The following is a 26,722-nucleotide window of genomic DNA, read 5'->3' as shown; positions in this document are numbered from 1 at the left end:
TGATTGCTATTTCCCTTTCAGTGTACCCGATAGATAATTATCGAGCCATGAATAAAAAAGGTCACCGAAGTGACCTTTTTCAAATATGTTAGCCTACTAGCTTACGCGCATTGCGGAACATACGCATCCAAGGGCTATCTTCTTGCCACTCATCTGGGTGCCAAGAGTTTGCAACTGCTCTGAATACACGCTCAGGGTGCGGCATCATCACAGTTGCACGACCGTCTGTTGACGTCATGCCTGTAATACCAGCAGGTGAGCCATTCGGGTTAGCTGGATACTGAGTGGTTGGATCACCGTAGTTATCAACAAACTTCACAGCAACTGAACCTGAATTCAGTGCCGTTTGTACCGCCGCTTCGCTTGCAAACTCAGCATGACCTTCACCATGTGATACCGCGATTGGCATGCGAGAGCCAGCCATACCATCAAAGAAGATTGACGGGCTTTGCTGTACTTCAACTAAGCTGAAACGCGCTTCAAAACGCTCTGACTTGTTGGTGACAAAACGTGGCCAGTTTTCCGTGCCTGGGATCAGCTCTTTTAATGTAGAAAGCATCTGACAACCATTACAAACACCTAAGCTGAAAGTATCTTGGCGTTGGAAGAAGCCTTGGAATTGCTCACGTGCTGAGTCATGGAATAGGATTGATTTCGCCCAGCCTTCACCAGCACCTAATACGTCACCGTATGAGAAGCCACCACATGCCACTAGGCCTTTGAATTGCTCTAGTGTTAAGCGACCTTCAAGGATATCGCTCATGTGTACGTCGATTGCCGCAAAACCAGCACGATTAAATGCAGCCGCCATTTCGATATGTGAGTTAACGCCTTGTTCACGCAAGATGGCAACTTGAGGCTTTACCCCTTTTGCAATGTAAGGCGCTGCGATATCTTCGTTTAGATCAAAGCTTAGTTTAACGTTAAGGCCCGGATCTTTGTCATCGAACTTAGCGTCAAACTCTTGCTTCGCGCAATCAGGGTTATCACGTAGCGCTTGCATCTGGTAAGTTGTCTCAGCCCAGGTAGTGCGAAGCTCTGTGCGAGTATTTTCAAGTACTGCCTGACCGCCACGAGTAAAGATAATTTTATCTTCGCTATTTAGCGTACCGATGCGATGTGCAATATCAGCAATACCGTGTTCGGCAAATACCGCTTCAACCGCTGCAATGTCATCATTGCGAACTTGCAATACTGCGCCAAGTTCTTCATTGAATAGCACTTCTAAGTCTGTACCTTGCAGCGCATCTAATTCAATGCTCACACCTGTATGGCCTGCAAACGCCATTTCCGCGGCAGTGGTGAATAGACCACCGTCAGAGCGGTCGTGGTAAGCGATAAGCTTGCCAGACTCAACTAATGTTTGTACCGCATTGTAGAAGCCTTTTAACAGCTCAGGGCTGTCAACGTCAGGTGTCTTGTCGCCAAGTTGCTTGTACACTTGCGCTAAGCTTGACGCGCCAAGACGGTTTTGACCAGCACCTAAGTCAAGTAGGAATAGGCTGGTTTCACCCTTATCAGTACGAAGCTCAGGCGTGACTGTTTTGCGAATATCCTCAACACGACCAAATGCAGTGATGATAAGCGATAATGGCGCAGTCACTGACTTTTCTTCGCCATTTTCATCCCACTTTGTCTTCATCGACATTGAGTCTTTACCAACTGGGATTGTAAGGCCTAATGCCGGACATAATTCTTCACCAACCGCTTTAACCGCTTCGTACAGACCCGCATCTTCGCCTGGGTGACCCGCAGCCGCCATCCAGTTTGCAGAAAGCTTAATGTTGTTTAGGCTACCGATATTAGCACCAGCGATATTGGTTAACGCTTCTGCTACTGCTAGACGCGCTGATGCTCCATAGTTAAGTAGTGCCGCAGGGGTGCGCTCACCCATCGACATCGCTTCACCGTGGTAAGTATCGTAAGTTGCCGCAGTTACCGCGCAGTTAGCGACTGGTACTTGCCAAGGGCCAACCATTTGGTCACGTGCAACCAGACCCGTTACGGTTCTGTCACCAATCGTGATAAGGAATGTTTTCTCAGCAATCGTAGGTAGGCGAAGTAAACGCTTAGCTGCATCTTCAAGTTCAATACCAGCTGTATCTAATGCTGTACCCACTACACGCTTTGACTCAACGTCACGATGCATTTTAGGTGGCTTGCCAAGTAATACGTCTAGTGGCAGGTCCACAGGATTATTATCAAAGTGGCTATCAGCTACTGTTAGATGACGCTCTTCCGTCGCTTCACCGATTACCGCATATTGTGCGCGCTCACGCTTACAAATTGCTTCAAAGCGAGCAAAGTCTTCCGCTGCAACAGCCAATACATAGCGCTCTTGCGACTCGTTACACCAGATTTCGTGTGGTGCCATACCTGGTTCATCGTTCGGGATGTTACGCAGCTGGAATTTACCACCACGGCCGCCGTCGTCGACAAGCTCAGGAAATGCATTTGATAAACCACCCGCGCCCACATCATGAATAAACGCGATTGGGTTATCATCACCAAGCTGCCAACATTTATCGATCACTTCCTGACAACGACGTTCCATCTCAGGGTTTTCACGCTGAACAGAAGCAAAGTCTAAATCTTCGTTTGATTGGCCAGATGCCATTGATGAAGCAGCCCCACCGCCAAGACCGATGTTCATTGCAGGACCACCAAGTGCGATTAGCTTAGCACCTACAGGGATTGAGCCTTTTTGCACGTGATCTTCACGGATGTTACCTAAACCACCAGCGATCATGATTGGCTTGTGGTAACCACGTACTTCAGCGCCATTATGGCTTTCTACTTTTTCTTCGTAAGTACGGAAGTAACCCAATAGGTTTGGACGACCAAACTCGTTGTTAAATGCAGCACCACCAAGTGGTCCATCAAGCATGATGTCTAATGCATTAACAATGCGTCCTGGTTTACCAAAGTTAGTTTCCCAAGGTTGCTCAAAACCTGGAATACGAAGGTTAGAAACCGTGAAGCCAACTAAACCTGCTTTTGGCTTAGAACCACGACCGGTTGCACCTTCATCGCGGATTTCGCCACCTGAACCTGTTGATGCGCCAGAAAATGGAGCAATCGCCGTTGGGTGGTTGTGCGTTTCCACTTTCATCAGAATGTGGATATCTTCCTCGTGGTAAGCGTATTCGCCGTCAGTATTTGGGAAGAAACGACCCGCTTTAGAGCCAGTCATTACTGCCGCGTTATCCTTATAAGCCGACAATACATTGTCGCTATTGGTTTCGTAGGTGTTCTTAATCATTTTAAACAGCGACTTAGGCTGCTCTACACCATCGATAGTCCAATCAGCGTTGAAAATTTTGTGACGACAGTGCTCAGAGTTTGCTTGAGCGAACATGAACAGTTCGATGTCATTAGGGTTACGACCTAGCTTTTCAAAGCTTTCGACTAAGTAGTCAATTTCGTCATCAGCTAGTGCAAAGCCCTGCTCAACGTTCGCAACCGCAAGTGCTTCACGGCCGCCGCCAAGAATATCCACTGAAGACATCGGGCGAGGCGTTTCCGTGCGGAATAATTTAGCAGCATCATCAAGCTCTGCATGAACAGATTCGGTCATGCGGTCATGAAGTAACTGTGCAACTTCTTCGAACTGAGCTTGTGTAAGTTCACCCTCAACATAATAAGCAATACCACGCTCAACACGGTGTACTTGCGTAAGACCACAGTTGTTTGCAATATCTGTCGCTTTAGAAGCCCAAGGAGAGATAGTTCCGATCCTTGGTGTTACCAAGATCAGTTTGCCCTCTGGCGTGTGCTCCGTAATAGTCGGTCCATACTTTAACAGGCTGTTTAGCTTAGTTAACTCAGCCTCTGAAAGCTCAGCCGTTAAATCAGCAAAATGCATAAACTCGGCATAAACATTGGTAACTGGTAATTGAGCTGCAGCGCAGGTTTTAAGGATCTTTTGGACTTTGAAATCTGAAAGTGCAGGTGCACCACGTAGGATTAACATAGGTATTTTCATCCGGGGTTAAGGATTGAACGATATCTTTGGGCGCTCATTATAGTGGAAATAGCGCGCGGAATTAACACTAATTTGTCAAAACTAGAAAATATCATGCAAATCTATCATTACCTTAAGTTAATTCGGCTTTTGCAATTATGATTTTGCTGCGGTAAGTTGGGATTTCGAGCGCAAAAGAGAACCTAGGTCATGTTTAAATACATCTTTATGTGCTTTGTTGTCATCTGTTTAGTTGGGTGCGACAAAGCCCCTCTTAATCAGTTGCAACATGTAAAACAAAATAAGGTATTACGTGTTGGCACGCTCGCGGGCCCGGGAAACTACTACCAAGGCACCACTGGAGAACAAGGGTTCGAATATGAACTGGCGAGTGAATTTGCCAATGAGCTTGGTGTTGAATTACACATCGTTCCTTACTTTAATCTAGATGAGTTATTTGCAAGGCTAGATGCCGGGGACTTAGATATCGTTGCCTCCGCAGTAAGCTTTCACCCATCAAGAACAGCGCAATATCGTTTTGGCCCGACGTATAGAATGATCAGTCAAAAGCTCGTGTACAAACAAGGGAGAGAATGGCCAAGAGACTTTGATGATATTAAAGCGCCAATTACCGTACTAGCACACAGCAACCATGTTATTGCCCTCGAAGAAGCAAAAACAAGCCATCCTCATTTGAGTTGGGAAGTTGTCTCAGATAAAGGTGAAGAAGAGCTGCTTCAGGCCATCATTGACGGAGAGATTGACTACACCATCACAGACTCACATTCACTGGCCCTATTTAGACGCTACCACCCAACCGTCAGTATTGCGTTTTCAGTTACAAAAGATGAACATGTGGCGTGGATGATGCGTAACGAAAAAGACGATTCGTTATATGCGTTGCTGCCTGCATTTTTCGCCCGAGTACAACAAAACAACTTTTTGGCCACGCTCGAAGAGAAGTATTTTGGTCATATCGAAGAGTTTAACTATGTAAACACCTTAGCCTTTGTCGAAGCTGTACATAGTACCTTACCCACCTATCTCAAGTGGTTTAAAAGTTATTCGAAACAGCACAATATCGATTGGCGTCTACTTGCTGCGGTCAGCTATCAAGAATCGATGTGGGATCCCAGAGCTAAGTCTCCAACTGGGGTTCGTGGCATCATGATGCTAACACAACCCACGGCTAAAAAAGTTGGCGTGACAAACCGCCTCAATGCCCAACAAAATATTGAAGGTGGTGCCAAATACCTACGTATTTTATTCGACCGTATGCCTGAAGAAATACAGCAGCCCGATAGTACCTGGTTTGCCCTTGCTTCCTACAATGTGGGCTGGGGCCATGTGCGAGATGCGCGTAACATTACTGCGGATCAAGGAGGCGATCCGAATAACTGGGCAGACGTTAAAAAACGACTACCACTACTTACTAAAAAGCGCTACTATCGAAATACAAGATATGGATATGCTCGTGGTGATGTTGCGGTAACGTATGTAGATAATATTCGCCGCTATTATGATGCACTTGTATGGTTGGAAGACAACGGTGCACTCCTACCTGACAGCAGTAAAGCCTCTTCGCAAACTACTCCGGTTGATAATCCAGACAAAGCAAGTGAAGTCGAGAAGCAGCAGTAATTTATATTTACTAAACTGGCTTGATAAATGCTTCAAAAGGTCATAAATCTGTCATAGACATAGCGTATTTATACTAAATTAATATTTGGGGGCATTACCCCCACCTAATCTCTCACATTCGGAGGTTCTATGTTGAGAAGACGTCGGAATCATCAATTTAAACGTAACACCAAATACACGTCGCCAAATCGCCGTCGTGTAATGATGAAAAATGCACACCGTAAAATGCTCTTGCGCCATCGTATTTTTGCGCTAATTCAAATGGAAGAGCAAAGGGACGCAAAAACAGCCACAGCGGTAGTACAGCCTTAAGTACTACCGTTTTTCAACTTTTTTGCTGCTTTAATCTCTTGGCGTCTGCGCTTAAAAAATGCAGACAGCTTTTCGCCACATACTTCACCCAATACGCCCGATGTAACTTCTAGGTGGTGATTCAGCTTTTCGTGCTGTAACAAGTTCATTATCGAACCAGCCGCACCCGTTTTTGCATCAGAGGCACCAAACACCACCCGACTCAAGCGGCTATGAACCAGTAAACCGGCACACATAGGACATGGCTCAAGCGTCACATATAAAGTGCAATCAATCAGCCGATAATTTTCAACGACTTTGCCAGCTTCTCTAATAGCCATCATTTCAGCGTGAGCCGAAGGATCATGACAGGTAATTGAACGGTTCCAACCCGCAGCTATCATTTCACCATCTTTCACTACAACAGCACCGACTGGAATTTCGTTTTCGGCTTCAGCTTTGTCAGCAAATGCTAACGCCACTTCCATCCAATATTGATCATCTTTTACTTCTGACATGGTAATTTTATTGTCGTCCTCACCTAAAATGGAGTATATCACCTCCAGCAGAGCTCTGGTTAAGCTGCTATTCTTAAATAATCATAGTCACCAATACAGCTGCTTTTATAAGCAAACTCAGGATGTTACCAACATCTTTTTAATATTTTGCGGAGATTATTGATAATTTTCGCAATTTTGCCGTGGCTCACAGGGTTGGATTTACGCTATAATTCGCCGCTTTTTTTATTTCGTAAGCTCAAAAACACACGGGTAGAATATGAAATTTCCGGGACGCCGTAGGCATAAACACTATTTTCCGGTGGAAGATAAAGATCCGCTTATTAACCAGTTACACGCTGATGATCGGCTAAAAAGGAGCTATATCTGTGGTATAGATCAAATCGTCGTTGATATCGAAGCGAAAGTGGATCAAGCTTTTCTTGATGAATTCCACTTACAGCGTGGTATGTCACAAGTGATAGACAATGATGTCACCAACGCCCTTTATGATAGGCTAAAACGTGATGACATGATCGACTATGAATTTGCCGGCGGTACCATAGGTAACACCATGCACAACTATTCGGTGCTAGCAGATGATCGCTCAGTCCTACTTGGGGTGATGAGTGAAAACATAAAGATTGGCAGCTACGCCTATAAATTTTTATGCAACACCTCAAGCCGAGTGGATCTGGACTACTTGCAGCCAGTTGATGGTCCCATTGGTCGTTGCTTTACACTTATTGATGACAGTGGTGAGCGTACTTTTGCTATCAGCGCAGGATTAATGAACCACCTACGTCCTGAGTCTATTTGCCAAACGCTTATCGAAGAGTCCTCGGCATTAGTGATCAGCGCTTACTTGATGCGTACGAGTGGCGACGAAACCATGACACAAGCGACGATGCAGGCGGTTGAGTATGCCAATAATGCTGGCGTACCCGTAGTATTAACACTTGGCACTAAGTTCTTAATTGAACAAGACCCAAAATGGTGGGCTGACTTCGTTGCTAAACATGTTGATATCCTTGCGATGAACGAAGAAGAAGGGGAAGCGATAACAGGCTTTAGCGATCCACTTCTCGCTGCGGATAAAGCACTGGACTGGGTTGATCTGGTCATCTGTACTGCGGGACCTAAAGGGTTGTTTATGGCGGGTTATGTTGATGACTGCTGTAAGCGTGTGACTGAATACCCATTACTTCCCGGTGCTATTCCTGAATTTAATCGCTACGAATTCTCACGCGCAATGAAAAAAGCCCAGTGTGAACAGCCTATCAGAGCATACAGCCATACCGCTCCTTATATGGGTGGACCAGACATCATCAAGAATACTAATGGTGCAGGTGACTGCGCTCTTGCCGCTGTTTTGCATGATATTTGTGCCAATGAATACCATAAACTGAATGTACCAAACTCAGCAAAACATGAGCAAAGTGCAATTACCTATTCATCGCTGGCACAGATAAGCAAGTATGCAAACCGTGCAAGCTACGAGGTACTCGTTCAGCACTCTCCAAGGTTATCTCGAGGCCTACCTGAGCGTGAAGACTCACTAGAGCAATCATACTGGGAACAATAACGGTTCTTAGCTTGTTTAGGATTGGTAAAAATAGCGACTTTGGTCGCTATTTTTATATCATCTAGTTTGTATATAACTTGGCATCAAAAAATAGCAGTACCAAGTTCGTTGGATAGGTATTCTAATGCCGCGATCCCAGCCAAAGAGTTACCAACTTTATCAAGCCCTGGCGACCATACCGAAACCGTAAAACGATTGGGTACGATGGCGATTATCGCCCCCCCGACACCAGACTTGCCAGGCATCCCCACTCGATAACCGAAGTCACCAGCTGCATCGTAAAGACCACTCGTAAACAACAGCGAGTTCATTTGCTTGGTTTGTTTTTTGGTAAGTATCCGCTGTTTTGATAAGTTACAGTAACCCTGACTAGACAGATAGGAAAATGACTTCGCCAACTCAGTGGTATTCATTTCAATTGCGCAAAAATTGAAATATGACCATAACACATCCTCGACTTCATTATTAAAATTGCCAAATGACTTCATCAAATAAGCCATCGCTGCATTTCTATACCTGTGATCATATTCAGACTGCGCCACAATCTTATTAATACACAGCTTGTCGTTACCAGACATCGCTCTATAGCTTTCTAGCATGGTATGAATTGGAGCAGATAAACGAGAGTACAGCGCATCACAAGTTACAATGGCACCTGCATTTATAAATGGATTTCTTGGAATGCCATTTTCGAACTCAAGCTGAGTTAAGGAGTTAAAAGCTGTACCCGAAGGCTCTTTCCCTACCCGACTCCAAAGCTCGTCACCATAGCGCTGCAGCGCTAACGTCAATGTCATTACTTTGGATACTGATTGAATCGTAAATCTGGCTTCAGTGTCTCCGGCACTATAAGTTTCGCCATCTACCGTATGCAGTGAAACAGAAAATTGTTCTAATGGCTGCTCAGCTAAAGCAGGAATATAGTTAGCAACTTTGCCTTGGCGTAACAACGGTTGAACTCGCTGCACAGCCTGTTCTAAAATTTCTTGGTAATTTGGCATATGCTCGTAATTAAGGCTAGCTAGGATGATTGGGGAAGTGTATCAAAAAAGGCCCCGTAGGGCCTGATGTTTATCTGAAACTAAGGTTATTTCAGTTCCATTTCTTGAATGATCTCGTGCGCAATAGGTGGCGTTGTACTCACCGGCTTCTGATGTTTATTGGCTTTTAACTGACCTTTTCGGTGCTTCAAAGCTGCATCCAACTTTTTAGACGCTTTGGCAATAGCAGGATACATCACTTCGTCTTCACCTTTTACCGATATTCGGCTACCAGCGTAGTTTGTACTTATCTCCGTGTAAAATTGTTTGTGTTCTTTGCTGACGATGATGTCTAGGGATAACAACGACGGAAAATGGTTAGCGATCTTGGCAAACTTTTCATGAACGTGGTTTTTAACAGCATCGGTTACATCTACGTGATGGCCAGATAAATTAATCTTCATATGCAATCCTTCTTTTGCGTTTACCCTTAACAATAGTATTGGCACGATTACTCGATTTCTCAAGAGCCTTAGCAAAAATTTATTACAAAAATTGGAAGGAAGCTGATTCTAATCAAAAAAACATTTCTAGAAAAATTACGCGATAATAAATCCAGGCATAAAAAAAGCCCTAGTAAGGGCTCTTTTCATATTGCGTAAACTTTACAATTAAAGGCCTGCACGCTCTTTAATGACAGCAATCAATGCTGAACCACCGTGGTTTGACTCAGCCCATGCTAAATCTTTACCGTCTTCTAACGCGCTTTTTGGAATACTTTTAATAATGTATTCCCCAGCATCGTTTGCGTTGCTAGCAATTGCATGTCTTAGTAAGTTATTACCGTTGCACTGAATTGCATCGTAAACATTACGCATTTTAAGGCGTGATGTTTTCAAAGCGTTACGAATGCGATTTTTATCGTCCGCAGCGATATATTCACATATAGAAAGCGCCAACTGATCGTTTGCACTTACCGGTTTGCTGAAAGAAAAAGCAGCAACAGCGATGGAAGCTGACAGTAGCACGGTAGTTAATTTCATTACACAGACCCTTTAATACTTTATTCGTAGCATATAACTGGCTATATTTTAGCAACCTAAACAATTGTTAGCAAGAAACTCATAGTTTTTTGTTCAGAGTTACGAATTTATAACTATGGTTATTTCTCTCATCAGGTTCGTTACACTCAGTTTCAAGCACTTCCCATTCAGCAACTTGCTCATAGTCAGGAAATTGAGTATCCCCTTCAACCTCTAAATCGATGAAGGTCAAATAGAGCCGCTGAGCATAAGGCAGAAATATGTCATATATATGACCACCACCAATTATCATAATTTCGTCACACCCTTCAACAGTACTCAATGCGGCTTCAGGCGAAGCGACGACCTCTATACCTTCCTGAGTGTAGTCAATATTTCTGGATATCACTATGTTTCTACGACCCGGCAGAGGCCTACCAATAGACTCAAATGTTTTTCGACCCATGATCACAGGTTTACCTAGCGTAACCTTTTTGAAATGTTGAAGATCTGCAGGTAAGTGCCACGGCATATCGTTATCTTTTCCGATAACACGGTTATTTGCCATCGCAGCTATCATTGAAATTACCACAACGCACCTTTATAGTATTTTAGTATTAGTTTATACACACAATTAGCATGCAAGATGTTTGATTAACCTGAACTCGGGATAAGAAGTAAGTTAATCCACTAAAATCACTAAGCTCAAAAGCGTAGTATCACTCTAGCCAGAAGTTATTTCTTAATACAAGGCAAATTTGTGCGTCAATGGCTGGCCTATTGCAAACAAATTTAACGCAGTAGTAAGGGATAACAGCTGCTAGAGAACAAGTTGTTATCCCGAGTTCAGGTTGATTAGTATATCATCTTCAACAGAATTGCGGCGAGAATACTGAGTTGAAGTATTACACTGTTCAAATAGGCATAAAAAAGGCCCATATAATGGGCCTCTTAGAGTAAACTCAATGTAACTTAACGCTCGTAAATAACTTCCACATCGTAGTCGTCGTCATCCCAATCATCCCAGTCATCATCATCGTCTTTATCATTTTTAGTTGCATGTCTGTGGTATGTGTCCCACTTAAATTCAACTTCTTCTTGCTGCTCTTCTTCGAATTTATCTTTTGGCATGCTTTCGAGAAGGTTCATGATATCAAAGCACAAAGGTTGCGTATTTAACTTGTTTGCAGCAGAGATCATATAAAAGTTTTCTGCGTCTAGCTCTTCAGCAATACGGGCGCATACTTCTTCTCTTTCTTCTTCAAGCAATAAATCCACTTTATTTAGCACTAACCAGCGAGGCTTTTCCGATAATTTAGGGCTGTATTGATGCAGTTCGTTAATAATAGCGAAACCATTCTCGACAGGATCACTACCGTCAACCGGCATCACGTCAATAATGTGTAATAACACCCGACAGCGCTCTAAGTGCTTTAAGAAACGAATGCCAAGACCTGCACCATCCGCAGCACCTTCAATTAGGCCTGGGATATCAGCAATTACAAATGACTTGCTCGCTTCAGGTCTCACAACACCTAAATTAGGTACTAGCGTGGTAAATGGATAGTCAGCGACTTTTGGTTTAGCGGCAGATACACTGCGGATAAACGTAGATTTACCTGCATTGGGCAGACCTAATAAGCCAACGTCCGCAAGCAGCATTAATTCTAAGCGAAGGTTACGAACTTCACCTTGAGTACCCAGCGTTTTCTGTCTTGGTGCGCGATTAGTACTTGACTTAAAACGCGTATTACCAAGACCATGATACCCACCTTTCGCTACGATCAGCTTTTGTCCATTTTTGGTCAAATCACCCAAACACTCTTCAGTATCGACATCTGTAACTCTTGTACCAACTGGTACCTTAAGTACTAAGTCCTGACCTTTTTTACCTGTACAATTACGGCCTTGGCCATTGGTACCACGTTCAGCCCTGTGAAAGCGTTCAAACTGATAGTCGATAAGCGTATTTAAATTTTCATCAGCCTGCAGGAATACACTACCGCCATCGCCACCATCACCACCGTCTGGGCCACCATCTGGCACAAACTTTTCGCGGCGGAATGAAACGACACCACTGCCCCCATCTCCGGCTTCCGCTCTAATCTCTACTTCATCGACAAACTTCATGGTTTAAACTCTTTAACTCTGTCTGAATTCACTACACCATTATAGCAGCAGCGACAAATCGCTCCTAATACCAATTGTATTAATACACCTTGGTATAGCTAATTTGGTAATTGATGTGCTGAAAACAAAAAACCCCGCCTAAGCGGGGTTTTTTAGTATTTAATACCGATTACTCAGCAACGATGCTAACGTATTTACGGTTTAAAGGACCTTTCTGCTCAAAAACAACTTTACCGTCTGCTTTTGCGAAGATTGTGTGGTCTTTACCGATACCTGCGTTAGAACCAGCGTGGAAACGTGTACCACGTTGACGAACGATGATGCTACCCGCTAAAACTGATTCGCCACCAAAACGTTTAACACCTAAGCGTTTACTTTCTGAATCGCGACCGTTACGAGTACTACCAGCTGCCTTCTTATGTGCCATCTCTCTGTACCTCTAAAAATTAAGCGCTAATGCCAGTGATTTTAACTTCAGTGAACCACTGACGGTGGCCCATCTGCTTACGAGAATGCTTACGACGTCTAAATTTAACAATCTTAATCTTCTCGCCACGACCGTGAGATACAACTTCAGCTGTAATTTTACCACCGTTAACAAACGGTGCACCGATCTCGATCTTTTCACCATCAGCAATTAGAAGTACTGAATCAAATTCAACTGCTGCACCAGTTTCAACGTTTAGCTTTTCTAAACGAATTGTTTGACCTTCAGTCACACGGTGCTGTTTACCACCACTTTGGAAAACCGCGTACATAATTAACTCCGTCTGTGCGCCCTCAAATCGACGCAACTTAATATTCTTCAATAGGGCGCGAAGTTTACGCTAATGCGTATCTTGGCGCAAGAGCAAATTTGAAGAAAGTGAATAAAATTTAGCTCGTATGAGGGCAATCAAATATTTTCCCCTATTCTAGTCAAAAAAATGTCAAAGCCAAGCTCTTTTTTCTCTCAATTCATCAGACAAAAGGCGACTCTATAGTTTACCTAATACAGTACCAAATGAGATTTCACCGTACCTATTTCACCCCTTGCGAAACCATTGAAAGCACAAAAAGTAAGCATAAAAACGTTTTTTTATAAGCAACTACGACAATTTATCGAGTCGATGATTTTTTTGTAGTACAATCGCCGAGTTTATTCATTTTCGGTTAATAGATTGGCTCGGAGCGCAATGGATATAAAAACTATCCAAAATTTGGTTGAGCAAGATATGCTTGACGTCAACCAACTTATACATCAACAAATGCAATCTGATGTTGCACTTGTAAAACAGCTAGGTTTATACATTGTAAATAGCGGAGGAAAACGCATCCGCCCAATGTTGGCCCTTTTGGCTGCACGAGCATTAGGTTACGAAGGTGATAAACACATCACACTAGCGACAATTGTAGAGTTTATTCACACAGCAACCTTACTCCACGATGACGTGGTTGATGAGTCATTGCTGCGCCGTGGAGAACCGACTGCAAATGCTGAATTTGGAAATGCGGCAAGCGTATTAGTCGGTGACTTTATCTACACTCGCTCATTCCAGTTGATGGTTGGTCTTGGTAATATGGAAGTCATGCAGATTTTGGCCGATGCGACTAATATCATCGCAGAAGGCGAGGTGTTACAGTTAATGAACTGTAATGACCCAGATACAACTGAAAAGAGTTATATGCAGGTTATCTACAGCAAAACGGCAAAGCTATTTGAAGCTGCAACTTTACTACCCGCTGTAGTGCTAGAGCAATCCGACGAAATTAAAACTGCGCTTAAGCTTTACGGTATGCATTTAGGCACTGCCTTCCAACTTGTAGACGATATTCTTGATTACAGTGCTAACGCAGAATTACTTGGCAAGAATATTGGCGATGATCTCGCCGAGGGTAAACCTACGCTTCCGCTTATTTATGCAATGCAGTATGCAAATGCTCAGCAATCATCTCAGATCAGAACAGCGATAGAAAGTGGTAATGGACTTGATTATCTTGAAGATATTTTAGCAACACTAGCCGAGACCAAAGCACTTGACTTCACGATGGCTAAAGCCCAAGAAGAAGCCCAAAAAGCGATTGCACAATTGAGCGTTTTACCTGACTCAGTGCACAAAGAAGCGCTTATAGGACTTGCTAAACTTTCTGTGGATAGAGAGTATTAATCGTCTCCTAACCAGTTTATGAGCTATAAAAAGGTCGTTGATGCGACCTTTATTTTTCTGGTGGCCTGTAGCCTTCAATTTCGACTTCTTTATCTTCAAACAAAAAGCCGACCATCTGCTCTTCAAGCATTTGCCTGTGCTCAGGATCCATCATATTAAGATGCTTTTCGTTAATTAGCATAGTTTGCTTATGCTGCCATTGCTGCCAAGCTTCTTTGGAGATGTTATTAAATATACGTTCACCAACTTCTCCTGGATACAGTTGAAAATCCAGTCCAGGCGCTTCCTTTTGTAACTTTTGACAAAATACCGTACGTGCCATGAGTATCTACCTCTTCAATTTTAATCGTGCACTCAATGAGAGTCAGCACCAGTGATAGCGTCAGTTTACCCTATTGCGGTTAATACTTTAACCAACTTTTTAGTCGGCGCAGCGAGCCCAACCTCTGGTGGATTATGAGTATCGAACCACAGTAATTGCTGATCATGCACACAATCTGGCATGTTTTTTACTTCTACAACCACGGGGGTAATAGTTAACTCAAAATGCGTAAAAATATGCACAAAAGGTTCAAGTGTATTTGTACATTCAAGTTTAAGTTCTTGCTGCTTAACAAACGCGTCTAATTCATCTTGCTCTGCAAACTCAAAAAAGCCGAACAACCCACCCCATATTCCACTCGAAGGACGCTTCTCCATCAAAACTTTATCATCACATTTAATTATTAAGTGGTGAGTACGTTTTTTTGGCTTCTCCTTTTTGGGTTTAGGGTTTGGAAATTCTTTAACCCGATTATTTTTGAACGCTGAACATTCCTCAGCAAGTGGGCAAACATCACAGTTTGGCTTGCTTCTGGTACATACGCCTGAGCCTAAATCCATCATCGCCTGATTAAATGCTCTTACATCACCGCTTGGCGTGACGGCATCACTCAAAGACCATAACTGATTTTCGACCTTTTTTACTCCGTACCAGCCCTCAACCATATAAAACCTAGCTAAGACCCGCTTAACATTACCATCGAGTATTGGATGATGCTGACCAAGCGCAAGAGAGAGTATCGCACCTGCGGTAGAGCGACCAATGCCCGGTAAGTCCATCACCGCTTCTAATGTTTGTGGGAATTTACCCTTATAACTATCTCTGATCACCTTTGCAGCTTTATGAAGATTTCTTGCTCTGGCGTAATAACCAAGCCCAGTCCAATGGTGTAACACTTCATCTTCCGGTGCATCGGCCAACGCAATTACCGTTGGGAAGCGCGCCATAAAGCGCTCAAAATAAGGAATAACTGTGGTTACTTGAGTCTGCTGTAACATCACCTCTGAAACCCATACTTTATACGGCGTTTTTCCGAGTTGCCACGGCAGTGTTTTTCTACCATGAAGGTGATACCAAGACACAACTTGCTCACCAAACCACTTAGCTTGTTGCTGGCTAACTTTCATAAACTTGACTAGTACTTGTTACAAAGCCGCCAGTGTAATCACAATCGCTTTAATAGTCACCACGTAAAGTTTCACTCTATACTTGTTTATTGCCAACTGAATGACGATAATATGCGACCATTTTCACGAGCATAGAAATGACCATGAACGAATCAAGCAAAAGTGCGCTCGAACAGGCGCAGGAAGAAGGCAAGTACATCAGAAAAGTGCGTAGCTTTGTTAAGCGTGAAGGACGTCTTACTAAAGGCCAAGCAGCATCGCTAGAAAAATGCTGGCCAACAATGGGACTGGAACACCAACAAGGTTTGCTAGACTTTACTGAAGTATTTGGTAACAGCAATGATGTCGTTCTTGAGATTGGATTTGGTATGGGTAAGTCTCTCGTTGAGATGGCAAGAAATAACCCACAACAAAACTTTATTGGCATAGAAGTACACCGTCCAGGTGTAGGTGCCTGCTTGATGGATGCAGATGAACAAGGCATCACTAACTTACGTGTTTTTGAACATGATGCTGTTGAAATCTTAGCAGATTGTATCGCTGATGGCAGCCTTGCTAAATTACAGTTATTCTTCCCTGATCCGTGGCATAAAAAGCGTCACCACAAACGTCGCATTGTACAACTTGAGTTTGCTGAAAAAATACGCCAAAAGCTTAAAGTCGGTGGTGTGTTCCATATGGCAACTGACTGGGAAAACTATGCCGAGCATATGCTTGAAGTGATGAGTGCAGCACCTGGTTATAAAAACCAGTCGCAAAGCAATGACTATGTTCCTCGTCCAGACTTTAGACCGCTGACTAAGTTTGAGCAACGAGGCCATCGTTTAGGACATGGCGTTTGGGATTTAATGTTCAAGCGTATTAGCTAAACAACCCCGCTTTATAATGGAGCGGCTCAACAGGCTGCTTCATCGCCCATCTATTTGAGTACATTCACTAGGAGTTAGCGTTGCAGTTTACCAACCCGAGTTTATTACTACTTCGTAATGAAGAAGAGCTTATTGCCAACAATATTCTGGTTATTAACCATCAGCGCGATGGCTTCCTACGTGAATTAAAAGCGCTCAATCCAAGTTCGGCAATTCATGCGTTTAGTTTCGATTTTGCAGACCACCTTCACGCCGATAAAATCGCCGATGTTAAGAGTTATGTAGACCATCAACTACCGCAATTGCAAGATATTGATTTAGTTATTTATTATTACCCTAAATCAAAACCTGAAGCGCAAATGGTATTTGATAACATCCGCCACTTGAGCACGGCTGAAACTAGGTTACTCGTTGTTGGCGAAAACAAAAGTGGGGTTAAAAGTGCAGAAAAGCAACTTAAAGAGCACGCTGCACACTGTTATAAATTAGAAAGCGCAAAACACTGTATTTTATATGAGTTTGATCAGCTTACTACTAACCCAAATTTTGACGTAAGCCATTACATACAGACATTTTCAGTGCGTATCGCCAAGACCGAGTTCACCGCCGCGAGTTTGCCCGGTGTATTTAATCATGGGAAGCTCGACGCTGGGACTCAGCTATTACTGGAAAATGTCATCCTTCCCTATAAAGGCAAAGTGTTAGATTTTGGCTGTGGTGCCGGGCTTATCGCCTGCTACGCCTTATTGAACAGCCCAACACTTAAATTCACCTGTTTAGATGTCAATGCACTTGCGCTATATGCTACGCAGCAAACTTTGGCTTTGAACAACCTCGGTGCAACTTTGCTGCTTAGCGATGGTTTAAGTGAGCTAAACGGTAAATTCAACCTTATATTGAGCAACCCACCATTTCATACGGGCCTTTCAACAGACTATGATATCGCTGAACAATTTCTACATAACATCAAGCGTCATATGGATACCAAGTCTAATATTCAGTTGGTTGCAAATAGCTTCCTAAAATATCCTCCTATTTTAGAAGCTCAATTTGAACAGTTTGAAGTTGTCACTAAAAACACTAAATTTGCCATCTATAAAGCGCAGTAGTTTACTAGCTCTAAGGTTTACTTGCATATATCAAGTAAACCTTCACTCAAACCGACCTTTTATCTTTTCATTTTCAAAGATTTGCTCTACTTTATTATAATGAGTTACTGAATCTCAAAAGCTCTGTAGCCGCAGCCAAGGCTGATCATACAGCTGGAATAAGAATGAGTAAGCAATTAACAAAAACAAGCATTAGAAAAGTATTGATCAGCGCAGTGATGCTTGTAACTGCGCTGTGTCTCTCTTTATCCATTTCTATTTCCACTTACCTTGATGTAAAAGAACAAAAGCAATTAATCATCAATAAGATAGAGATGATAGCTGACATCGTTGCTTTTAATTCTCAGATCACTATTTTGTTCGATGATCGAAAGACCGAAGATGCACGCCTCAAATCTTTTCAGCAAGTAGACATAATTAAAAACATCCATATATATGCTATGGATGACGTAACCAACACCCCTGTATTTTTTACCAGTTACAACGCTAGTCGAACACCACCGGTACCGCTAAAAGTTAATCAAATAGAGGAGTTGAAGACCCCTAAGGTTTCAGAAGATTACATTGAACTAATCAAACCTGTTGTTTATGAAGGCAATATTGAAGGTTATGTGTATGTTCGCGGGGGTCTTGAGCGACTTTCTAACTATATTAATAAAAAAATACTGGTAGATATTGCACTCACCTTATTCGTCCTGCTCCTTGTATTGCTAGTTTCAAGAGGGATCCAAAAGCGTATAGCGACGCCAATTGAAGAACTCTCAACGCTATTGCAAGACGTTTCGAAGAACCATAATTACAGTGCAAGAGCTCCTGGCAGCAATATCGCAGAACTAAACGTGCTGGCGAATAATTTAAATATCATGTTAGCTCGCACCGAAAATCAACTAGAGCGTCATAAAGCTGACAAGCAAGAAATAAAACAACTCAATCAGAGCTTGGAGGAAAAAGTTAATCAACGCACAATTGCGCTAAGAGAGGCTAACCAAGAACTGCTGAACGCTTTAGAGCGTATGCATCAATATCAAAACCAAATCATCGAGAACGAAAAAATGGCTTCGCTGGGGCAGATGGTGGCTGGCGTTGCGCACGAGGTAAATACCCCTATCGGCTTGGGTATTACAGGATCTACGCTATTAAGAGATAAATTATCTGATATTCGCGAAGCGTTTCAAACAAAGTCTTTAACCTCCAAGCAGTTAGAGCGCTTTGTTAACGATGGAATTGAAAACCTTGATCTCATCTACCGCAACCTAAACCGAGCGGCTGAGTTGGTTTCTAGCTTTAAGCGCCTTGCCGTAAGCCAGGATCTAGAAGTGAACTCACGAATAGATTTGTCAAACCTGCTTACTGAAGTCGTAGCATCTATGCGAGCTGAACTCTCCACGAAACAGCCTGAAGTGACCATTGACTGTGACACTGGACTTGCCATCGAGAGTAAAGCAGGGCCATTACAACAAGTGCTAGAGCAGCTTATATCTAATTCCTTACTCCATGGCTTTAAAGACCAACAAAACAACAGCATTTCAATTACAGTAAAGTCATCAATGGGGCAACTCGCGATTGAATATGCAGACAACGGGATGGGTGTTCCCAAAGCAATTAAAAAGCGTATCTTCGATCCGTTTGTAACCACTCGTAGAGGTGAGGGTGGAAGCGGTCTAGGTATGCATTTAGTTTATAACTTAGTAACTCAAGCACTTGGGGGAACAATCACCTTAGATGAAGAATTTAGCCAAGGTGCCAAATTTATTATAACGCTCCCACTTTCAGGTGATCTAAAATGAGGTTGATTAATCTGACTATTTTGCTTTTATTTGTTTCCTTATATTCAGCTGCAAAATCCCCAGATCAGGTTCGCTCAGCTTTTCTCTATCAGATGGCAAAATTCGTCGAGTTTCCCGACGAAAACACAAAGTCCAGTTTCCAATTCTGTTTTTATTCTCTCGAATCAGGACCCGCTTCTGAACTAAAAAGTGCAACAAAGCTGAACGTGCGAGGAAAACCGATTAAACTCGTAGAAGCAAAAAAAACGTGGAGCTATAAGGAACTTTCCAGCGCTTGCGATATCACATACATTGATGAAACTAACGAAAATGATATACTGTCCGCTTGGACCGATACAATAGAGTCAAACATGTTGACCGTGGGCGAAAGTATTGAGTTTTTAGAAAGAGGCGGGATTGCTTCTTTGGTCCAAGAAGGGAGCAAAATTCGACTGTATATAAATAAGCAAGCCCTAGAAAAACAGTACTTCATCGTGCGCTCAAGGCTGCTTGCCGTATCCAAGTTTCATCCCAACTGATTTTACTTGTTAACAATTGGATAAGCTCCTATAATCGTAAATATTCGGATTTATTATATAAGTCCGGACACATTGTAAATTATATATTCCGAAAAGGTTAATTAATAATGCAAACGCCAGTCATTCTAATTGTAGAGGATGAAGACGTAACTCGACTGAACCTCGTTAGTTTATTTGAAGCGGAAGGTTACAAAGTAATCGAAGCCATTGATGGCGATGACATGCATGACAAGTTGACATCAAATGATGATGTAAACCTTGTAATCATGGATATCAACCTTCCTGGTAAAAATGGTTTAATTTTGGCGCGTGAATTACGCCAGAAGAAAAACATCGGCCTTATTTTCCTAACAGGTCGTGACAATGATGTTGACCGCATTCTTGGTCTTGAGATTGGTGCTGATGATTACATCACAAAACCATTTAACCCGCGTGAACTAACGATTCGTGCTCGCAACCTGATCTCTCGTACTGGCACGTCTGCAGAAGAGTCAACAATTGATAGCAACGGCGTTATTACTTTTAATGGTTGGGAGCTAGATGAAAACAGTCGCTGTTTAACATCCCCAACAGGTGATTCAAAGCGCCTACCAAAAGGTGAATATCGAGCACTCCGTCTAATGCTAGATTCTCCAGGCCGTATTTTTAGCCGTGAACAGCTTATCAAGCACATGACAGGTCGTGAACTTCGCGCAAATGACCGCACTGTTGACGTTACTATTCGTCGAATTCGTAAGCATTTCGAAACTGATAACAACACGCCTGAATTAATCAGTACAATTCACGGTGAAGGTTACCGTTTCATTGGTAAACTCGACGCTCAATAATCGTTTTTACTGATCTTCAGCGAGTTTTGCAATTAATGGATGAAGGGCTTCTTGCCCTTCTTCTATTTTAACCTCTAACTCAGATACCCAATCCAATAGTGTCGCTTCCTCTTTACCCTCTGACTCTAATTCCATTTTCTTTGCTTGTAATTGGGCAAGTTGCAACCCTACAGAGCCAGCAGCACCTTTAACTTTATGTGCAACCGCACCGTATTCCTCAATATCATTTTGTGCAACAGCCTCTCTGAGTTCTTGACAGTACTTAGGATTGAGCTTGGTAAATAGGTCACAGCTTCTTTGGAATGCAGCAGCCCCCATAGACTCAACAAAATCGCAAATGGTCTCTATATCTAAATCTGAGTATTCGGGCTGTGACAATGCTTCTCGAATATCAATGCTTTGTTTGTTTTTCTGTGCCTCAATTCCAAATAATTCTGCGAGCATTTTGTCGAGTTTAGTGGTATTTATTGGTTTGGCCAAAGCCCCCTGAACACTGATCCCCTCTAACTCCTGCTCAGCGCTTCTAACATTCGCGGTTAAGGCTACAATCGGTAAGTGATCGAAGTGACTGTCTTCTCTTATTTGACGCGCGACTACGTCACCATTTATATCTGGTAACTGCATATCCAATAGAATTAGGTCTAGCTCATCCTCAGTCTCAACAAATGAGAGTGCATCCTCGCCAGTTTCAGCCCAAATAACTTCATGTCCACGCTGCTCTAATAAGTTTGTCGCAATCTCCGCGTTTAACGGCACATCCTCAACAAGTAAAATGTACAAACTTCTACCAGCATAGCTCTGTTCTTTCGGTGCATTACATAGCTGTAATGGGATCTCAACATCAAAACGACTCCCCTTACCTTCTTGGCTAGTAACCGCTATCGTTCCTTTCATAGCCTGAACGAGAGCTTTAGTAACAGCAAGGCCAATTCCTGAACCAATTGCATTGCTACCAGATGCATCCGGAGCCTTGTAATACATTTCAAAGATCCGCTCAAGCTGATCTCCAGATATTCCCATACCAGTATCTATAACACTAATTGTCAGCCATGGCCCATCATCTCGATTCTCGCGGCGACATTCCAGCGTCACATTACCCTTGTGGGTAAACTTCACCGCATTATTAATTAGATTCCAGAGTACCTGACGCAAACGTGTCGGATCGAGTAATGCGTAAACGTCCAATATTCCAGAGCGATTGATAGTAAACTCTAGGCCCTTTTGATCAGCAATTAGGCCTGCAAAGTTGACCACATCATTTATAAAATCAGAGACATTGATACTGTCCGTTGCTATATCTAGCTGCTCCCTATCAATTTTATCTAAATCAATGATGTCGTTAAAAATATTGCCAAGCGTCTCCGCACTTGAAAACACGGTATTACACCAGCTTTTTTGTTGCGCCGTCAGATCAGTGTCTAACATCATGCGCGTCAGACCAACAATACCATTAAGCGGGGTTCTTAATTCATGACTTAGCGTAGCAATAAACTTTCCTTTATCCTTATACGCAGTTTCTAACGCCTGCTCAGCTTCTTTACGACTAGTAATATCACGGCCAAAGGCCAGCAAGCCTATATATTCGCCGTTATCGTTGATAAATGGCAGCTTACGCATTTCAAACCAACGAGACTCGCCTTCAACAGGATACTCAACGTCAAGTGTTAATGGTTGCTGTGTTTCTGATACCTGGCTATCTGTTTCTAGTACTTTTGGAAGATATTGCTTTGAATATATCTGTTCGACTGACTTACCAATTAGTTCTTCACTGCTTTTGCCCATCACTAATTCAAACATCTTGTTACAACCTGCGAATACACCGTTTTCATCTCGGTAATAGAACAGATCAGGAGATGAATCAACAATACTCCGCAGCAACATACCTTGCTGCGCAAGTTCTTGTTGGGTCTTTTTACGTTCTGCAATTTCTTTTCTTAATTCATCTATCGCGCGGTGTTTAGCATGCAGAGCAATTTTACGCTCGTCAATCTCACTATTTAAACGATTAATATTGTCCTTTAGCGTTTGGTTCAGCATCTTTTCTTGTTGTGTTGCCGACTCCAAATAAGCCTTGGATGAATGTACCTCCCGCATTGCTGCGACGGACATCATGATGAGAGCGGGCGCAATAACAGCAGTTAAGAAAAAGAGTGCCGATATATCGACAATTTCAACTACACCTAATGCAACATAGTAAAACATGCAAGATAGAATAACTGCAACGAAGAGCGTAAAAGCATAAGCGATGGCAAACGCCCGCTTGTTGCCGTATTTTTCTACCAAGTTTGATAAAATTCGAGCCCATGAGCCAAACGAATTTTCTGTCATATTATTACTTCACCATTGTTAAACACTTGTCAGGCAAGTTTATATTCTACCGCTTGAGCCTGACTGAATTGCTTTTCAAGCCCTCAAAGTAAATATTATACAAAAGCCCTAGTAATAAGCGAGTATAGAAATTGCAGGGTCAGATCATTCAGTCAATTTCATGTACGCAAAGCAGAATGATAGATAACAGAAATGAGACTCTGTATCACTAAATGCACAAATCATCTAATTTAGTGCGGATAGATTTAAGCTCACCATCCCAACTTAATCTGATTTCGTGTAATATGCCCGTTTTTTAAGTCGTGAGAAAAGAGAACGTCGATGCAAAATAACATGCCAGACATTGCACACAGTGCTAGTGCGTTACAAACGGGAACTTTAGACTGGGTAGGCATGGGTAACATAGAGTTGCCTTTAGTATTAGAAAGCAAAGGCCTAAATCAAGTTACTGTTACAGCCAAAGCCGATGCTTTTGTTAATTTGCAAAAAGAAGACGCAAAAGGCATTCACATGTCACGCCTCTTTCTTGCTCTTGACACGCTTTCTTGTGAGCAAATACTTACACCAAAAACTCTAAAACAGTTGTTAGATAACTTTTTAAGTACGCATAACGACTTAAGTACAGGTGCAAAAGTAACACTACAGTTTGAATTGCCTATCAGACGCCCTTCGCTTTTAAGTAAAAAAATGGGATGGAAATCATACCCAATTACCCTTGATGCGACGTTGATAAACGGTATTTACAAGCTAGAACTGGCGCTTGACGTTGCTTACTCGTCTACTTGCCCCTGTTCAGCTGCACTGTCTCGTCAACTGATCCAAAACGCTTTCCAACAAGCTTTTGATGGTAAACAATTAGATTTCCATAGTGTGCATGACTGGCTAGGTAGCACAGAAGGGATCGTTGCAACCCCCCACTCTCAGCGCTCGATTGCAAATATAAAAGTTAAGCTCACAGATAATAGTAGTGAGTTTGAGATTTTAGATCTGATCGAATTGGTTGAAAACGAGTTAAAAACTCCTGTTCAAGCCGCAGTAAAACGAGAAGATGAACAAGAATTTGCGCGCCTTAACGGCCAAAACCTAATGTTTTGTGAAGATGCAGCGAGGAAGTTAAAAGCATTGCTAAACCAGCAAACTTATTTAGATTTCTACGTTAAAATCAACCATTACGAATCCCTTCACGCCCATGATGCTGTAGCTTATGCCGTGAAAGGGGTTGAAGACGGCTACAACGTTTAATTATAGCAATTGGTATTAGAGCCACTCCGTTGACTACTATTATTAATCAGAGCTAGATAGCTCTGATTAATCTCCTCCCATACACAACGAAGTAAGTGCTGTATTACCGTAAGTTATCCACTCAACGGTGGGCACGGTTTAATTTGCGAATAAACTGCTCGACGAGCACTTCTTGCTTTTCTAAAGCCTGCTCTGTATTTTTCATCGTTTCATGCGTCTTGCGCGCACTTTTCATAGACTCATCCGCAAGGCCTGAAATTGCCACTGCATTTGCGTTTAGCTCATTAGAAACACTCGACATCTCTTCTGTCGATGTCGCAATTTGATAGTTCAAACCTGATATTTCATTTACTATTGTGTTGATCGTTTCAAGGCTCACTTTAGTGCCTTCTGCCTTTACTACACATTCAGAAGAACGCTCTACTCCACTTTGAATTGCAGTAACTGCCCTCTCTGCTCGTTGCCTCAGATCGGCAATAATACCATTAATCTCGGTTGTCGAATCTTGTGTCCTTTGCGCAAGCGCCCTTACCTCATCAGCAACAACCGCAAACCCTCTGCCTTGTTCCCCTGCACGTGCAGCCTCGATAGCAGCATTTAAAGCGAGTAAGTTGGTTTGCTCGGAGATCCCACGGATCACATCAACAACCCCTTCGATGTTAACCGTTTGCGCATTAAGATCTTCTATGTCTTTTTGAGTGCGAGATAGCTCTTCCGATAAAGCATAATTATTCTCCATATTGTCATCAACGGCTTTGTTGCCTCTCACAACGGATTCAAGCGCCGCTTCGGATTGCTGCGCTGCATTGTTAGTATTAGAGGCTATTTCACCAATCGAAACAGACATCTGATTAATTGCTGTTGCTAAGGAGCCGGTTTGCGCTTGCTGTCGATTTAAAATATCAGAACTCGTTTTGCATTCTTGCATCGTTTTGGTTGCGTATTCTGAAACGGTGGCACTAGCATCTTTAACACGCCCAAGCACAGCCCGAAGCTCGGATTCTCTAGCGAGTAAAGCAAGCTCTATAGATGCAACATCATTAACCTTATTGAGATACACTTTTTGCATCAGAGGGTTATCGTATACTTTTTTTGCTTTTTCGCTGAGCGACCGCACTGGAGCAAGGCGAGAATAAGTAATAAATAAAACAGCAAGAGTAAGTAGAGTTTCAGCGAGGTAATTCCAAGGTGATGATAAAGCTGAGATCAACATGGTTAAGGCATAGAAAACAATTATTATTGCCATCATTTGAGCTGATAAGGACCAAGAGGCTCGAGTAAATTTACTTGGTGAAACACCATTATTTAAATCGGCATAGATGCTCTCTGCACGGTTGACAACTTCCCGGCTTGGCTTTGTCCTCACTGATTGATATTCGACAATCTTACCGGATGCATCTTTAATAGGAGTGACAAAAGCATTAACCCAATAGTGATCACCATTCTTGCAGCGGTTTTTAACCATTCCCATCCAAGGTTTACCCGCTTCAATATAATCCCATAGGTTCTTGAAAGCGGCTTTAGGCATTGTTGGATGCCTAACGATATTGTGAGGCTTCCCCTCTAACTCGCTAAGTGAAAACCCTGCAACTTCACAAAACTGCGAATTCGCATACTTTATCTGACCTTTTACGTTTGTCGTTGAAAGTAGATTGTAAGAACTTGGATAATCATTCTCTTTTCCTGTGTAATCAGTTCTACCTTTTGTCATAGCTCGCTCTCGATTAAAAAGGGCAATAATTAAAAAGGGCAATAGATAATAAATTATTACTTTCTTAAAAACCGTAAGAGATTTCACCAAAAGACTGATTGAGATCATAGTGAAATATGATTTGATACCAATTTACACAATTAAGTGTGCTATTTTGAAGGATCAAGTACTAAGACAAATTGGTATGAATGCTTAACGAACAACAGAAAGTTAATATAAAAGCTAGCAGAGTTCTGAACTTAAACAACTAAGAAAGGCAATATGAATATGATTAGAATAGAAGATGGAAAGTAAGTGGCGTCCCCTAGGGGATTCGAACCCCTGTTACCGCCGTGAAAGGGCGGTGTCCTAGGCCTCTAGACGAAGGGGACGCAGAATTTTTTTTGCAAATCACAGACTTGCTATTTCTGTGTCACTAGGACTTGATTTAGCGGTTTATACTCTTGCTAACCGAGTTACTTACTAATGTAAGTGGCGTCCCCTAGGGGATTCGAACCCCTGTTACCGCCGTGACAGGGCGGTGTCCTAGGCCTCTAGACGAAGGGGACGCAGAATTTTTTGCAAATCACAGACTTGCTATTTCTGTGTCACTAGGACTTGATTTAGCGGTTTATACTCTTGCTAA

23 protein-coding genes and 2 tRNA genes are annotated in these 26,722 nt (G+C 42.6%); 10 read left to right on the top strand and 15 right to left on the bottom strand.

The window, feature by feature from the left end:
* Nucleotides 1–88: 88 nt before the first annotated feature.
* A complete protein-coding gene (purL, locus tag ABMY45_RS20730) occupies nucleotides 89–3,973 on the bottom strand; it encodes a phosphoribosylformylglycinamidine synthase (RefSeq protein WP_349289452.1) in 3,885 nt (1,294 codons plus the stop codon).
* Nucleotides 3,974–4,174: 201 nt separating this feature from the next.
* Between purL and mltF the strand changes: the two genes are divergently transcribed.
* Together mltF and ABMY45_RS20720 are read left to right on the top strand one after the other, a co-directional pair.
* Nucleotides 4,175–5,605, top strand: coding sequence for a membrane-bound lytic murein transglycosylase MltF (mltF, locus tag ABMY45_RS20725; protein ID WP_235368307.1), 1,431 nt, complete (start codon nucleotides 4,175–4,177; stop codon nucleotides 5,603–5,605).
* A gap of 129 nt (nucleotides 5,606–5,734) precedes the next feature.
* Nucleotides 5,735–5,917, top strand: coding sequence for a hypothetical protein (locus tag ABMY45_RS20720; RefSeq protein WP_010374594.1), 183 nt, complete (start codon nucleotides 5,735–5,737; stop codon nucleotides 5,915–5,917).
* Here the strand turns inward: ABMY45_RS20720 and tadA are convergent.
* Nucleotides 5,914–6,414 (bottom strand): tRNA adenosine(34) deaminase TadA, encoded by a 501-nt coding sequence (gene tadA / locus ABMY45_RS20715; protein WP_349289451.1) that lies wholly within the window; start codon nucleotides 6,412–6,414, stop codon nucleotides 5,914–5,916. The two genes, ABMY45_RS20720 and tadA, sit on opposite strands and share 4 nt — an antisense overlap.
* Before the next feature lie 259 nt (nucleotides 6,415–6,673).
* Between tadA and ABMY45_RS20710 the strand changes: the two genes are divergently transcribed.
* A complete protein-coding gene (locus ABMY45_RS20710) occupies nucleotides 6,674–7,978 on the top strand; it encodes an inosine/guanosine kinase (protein WP_349289450.1) in 1,305 nt (434 codons plus the stop codon).
* A gap of 83 nt (nucleotides 7,979–8,061) precedes the next feature.
* Here ABMY45_RS20710 and glsB read toward each other — a convergent pair whose 3' ends face one another.
* The 7 genes from glsB to rplU all read right to left on the bottom strand — a co-directional run bounded on the left by glsB (nucleotide 8,062) and on the right by rplU (nucleotide 12,868).
* Nucleotides 8,062–8,979 carry a glutaminase B gene (gene glsB, locus ABMY45_RS20705; RefSeq protein WP_102057483.1) on the bottom strand — a complete coding sequence of 306 codons (918 nt, stop codon included), beginning with the start codon at nucleotides 8,977–8,979 and terminating at the stop codon, nucleotides 8,062–8,064.
* A gap of 86 nt (nucleotides 8,980–9,065) precedes the next feature.
* Nucleotides 9,066–9,422 (bottom strand): ribosome-associated translation inhibitor RaiA, encoded by a 357-nt coding sequence (gene raiA, locus ABMY45_RS20700; RefSeq protein WP_010374586.1) that lies wholly within the window; start codon nucleotides 9,420–9,422, stop codon nucleotides 9,066–9,068.
* Between the two features lie 207 nt (nucleotides 9,423–9,629).
* Nucleotides 9,630–10,001: a DUF3718 domain-containing protein gene (locus ABMY45_RS20695; protein WP_010607605.1), complete on the bottom strand. Its 372-nt coding sequence runs from the start codon at nucleotides 9,999–10,001 to the stop codon at nucleotides 9,630–9,632.
* A 79-nt stretch (nucleotides 10,002–10,080) separates the two neighbouring features.
* Nucleotides 10,081–10,572, bottom strand: a complete 492-nt coding sequence (folA, locus tag ABMY45_RS20690; RefSeq protein WP_349289449.1) for a type 3 dihydrofolate reductase — start codon at nucleotides 10,570–10,572, stop codon at nucleotides 10,081–10,083.
* Between the two features lie 380 nt (nucleotides 10,573–10,952).
* Nucleotides 10,953–12,110, bottom strand: a complete 1,158-nt coding sequence (cgtA, locus tag ABMY45_RS20685; protein ID WP_349289448.1) for an Obg family GTPase CgtA — start codon at nucleotides 12,108–12,110, stop codon at nucleotides 10,953–10,955.
* Between the two features lie 169 nt (nucleotides 12,111–12,279).
* Nucleotides 12,280–12,537 (bottom strand): 50S ribosomal protein L27, encoded by a 258-nt coding sequence (gene rpmA, locus ABMY45_RS20680; protein ID WP_088529763.1) that lies wholly within the window; start codon nucleotides 12,535–12,537, stop codon nucleotides 12,280–12,282.
* Between the two features lie 19 nt (nucleotides 12,538–12,556).
* A complete protein-coding gene (gene rplU, locus ABMY45_RS20675; RefSeq protein ID WP_010374575.1) occupies nucleotides 12,557–12,868 on the bottom strand; it encodes a 50S ribosomal protein L21 in 312 nt (103 codons plus the stop codon).
* Between the two features lie 417 nt (nucleotides 12,869–13,285).
* Between rplU and ispB the strand changes: the two genes are divergently transcribed.
* Nucleotides 13,286–14,257, top strand: coding sequence for an octaprenyl diphosphate synthase (gene ispB, locus ABMY45_RS20670; RefSeq protein ID WP_174169736.1), 972 nt, complete (start codon nucleotides 13,286–13,288; stop codon nucleotides 14,255–14,257).
* 49 nt (nucleotides 14,258–14,306) lie between these two features.
* Here ispB and ABMY45_RS20665 read toward each other — a convergent pair whose 3' ends face one another.
* Entirely contained in the window at nucleotides 14,307–14,579 is a 273-nt protein-coding gene (locus tag ABMY45_RS20665; protein ID WP_010379401.1) for an oxidative damage protection protein, read from the bottom strand.
* A gap of 65 nt (nucleotides 14,580–14,644) precedes the next feature.
* Nucleotides 14,645–15,706 carry an A/G-specific adenine glycosylase gene (gene mutY, locus ABMY45_RS20660; RefSeq protein WP_239422865.1) on the bottom strand — a complete coding sequence of 354 codons (1,062 nt, stop codon included), beginning with the start codon at nucleotides 15,704–15,706 and terminating at the stop codon, nucleotides 14,645–14,647.
* Nucleotides 15,707–15,849: 143 nt separating this feature from the next.
* On the opposite strand from mutY, the gene trmB reads away from it, so the two are divergent.
* The 5 genes from trmB to arcA all read left to right on the top strand — a co-directional run bounded on the left by trmB (nucleotide 15,850) and on the right by arcA (nucleotide 20,816).
* A complete protein-coding gene (gene trmB, locus ABMY45_RS20655; RefSeq protein ID WP_174169734.1) occupies nucleotides 15,850–16,575 on the top strand; it encodes a tRNA (guanosine(46)-N7)-methyltransferase TrmB in 726 nt (241 codons plus the stop codon).
* 80 nt (nucleotides 16,576–16,655) lie between these two features.
* The gene (locus ABMY45_RS20650) at nucleotides 16,656–17,684 is read left to right on the top strand and encodes a methyltransferase (RefSeq protein ID WP_174169733.1); all 1,029 of its coding nucleotides are present in this window, start codon (nucleotides 16,656–16,658) and stop codon (nucleotides 17,682–17,684) included.
* A gap of 164 nt (nucleotides 17,685–17,848) precedes the next feature.
* Nucleotides 17,849–19,471 (top strand): HAMP domain-containing sensor histidine kinase, encoded by a 1,623-nt coding sequence (locus tag ABMY45_RS20645; RefSeq protein ID WP_010607598.1) that lies wholly within the window; start codon nucleotides 17,849–17,851, stop codon nucleotides 19,469–19,471.
* A complete protein-coding gene (locus ABMY45_RS20640; protein ID WP_010607597.1) occupies nucleotides 19,468–19,989 on the top strand; it encodes a YfiR family protein in 522 nt (173 codons plus the stop codon). The genes ABMY45_RS20645 and ABMY45_RS20640 overlap by 4 nt, the downstream gene beginning before the upstream one ends.
* A gap of 107 nt (nucleotides 19,990–20,096) precedes the next feature.
* Nucleotides 20,097–20,816, top strand: coding sequence for a two-component system response regulator ArcA (gene arcA, locus ABMY45_RS20635; RefSeq protein ID WP_010379411.1), 720 nt, complete (start codon nucleotides 20,097–20,099; stop codon nucleotides 20,814–20,816).
* Between the two features lie 6 nt (nucleotides 20,817–20,822).
* Here arcA and arcB read toward each other — a convergent pair whose 3' ends face one another.
* On the bottom strand, nucleotides 20,823–23,144 hold the full coding sequence (arcB, locus tag ABMY45_RS20630) for an aerobic respiration two-component sensor histidine kinase ArcB (protein WP_010607596.1): 2,322 nt from the start codon (nucleotides 23,142–23,144) through the stop codon (nucleotides 20,823–20,825).
* A gap of 321 nt (nucleotides 23,145–23,465) precedes the next feature.
* Between arcB and folE2 the strand changes: the two genes are divergently transcribed.
* Nucleotides 23,466–24,386, top strand: coding sequence for a GTP cyclohydrolase FolE2 (gene folE2 / locus ABMY45_RS20625; RefSeq protein WP_102057492.1), 921 nt, complete (start codon nucleotides 23,466–23,468; stop codon nucleotides 24,384–24,386).
* A gap of 121 nt (nucleotides 24,387–24,507) precedes the next feature.
* Here the strand turns inward: folE2 and ABMY45_RS20620 are convergent, their stop codons facing one another.
* The 3 genes from ABMY45_RS20620 to ABMY45_RS20610 all read right to left on the bottom strand — a co-directional run bounded on the left by ABMY45_RS20620 (nucleotide 24,508) and on the right by ABMY45_RS20610 (nucleotide 26,645).
* Nucleotides 24,508–26,097: a PAS domain-containing methyl-accepting chemotaxis protein gene (locus tag ABMY45_RS20620; protein WP_349289447.1), complete on the bottom strand. Its 1,590-nt coding sequence runs from the start codon at nucleotides 26,095–26,097 to the stop codon at nucleotides 24,508–24,510.
* A 295-nt stretch (nucleotides 26,098–26,392) separates the two neighbouring features.
* Nucleotides 26,393–26,468, bottom strand: a tRNA-Glu gene (locus tag ABMY45_RS20615).
* A 101-nt stretch (nucleotides 26,469–26,569) separates the two neighbouring features.
* Nucleotides 26,570–26,645 (bottom strand) — tRNA-Asp (locus ABMY45_RS20610).
* Between the last annotated feature and the right edge of the window lie 77 nt (nucleotides 26,646–26,722).

Source organism: Pseudoalteromonas sp. XMcav11-Q, assembly GCF_040104525.1.
In the GTDB taxonomy this organism is placed as follows: Bacteria; Pseudomonadota; Gammaproteobacteria; order Enterobacterales; family Alteromonadaceae; genus Pseudoalteromonas.
This window is presented reverse-complemented; position numbering and strand designations above follow the sequence as displayed.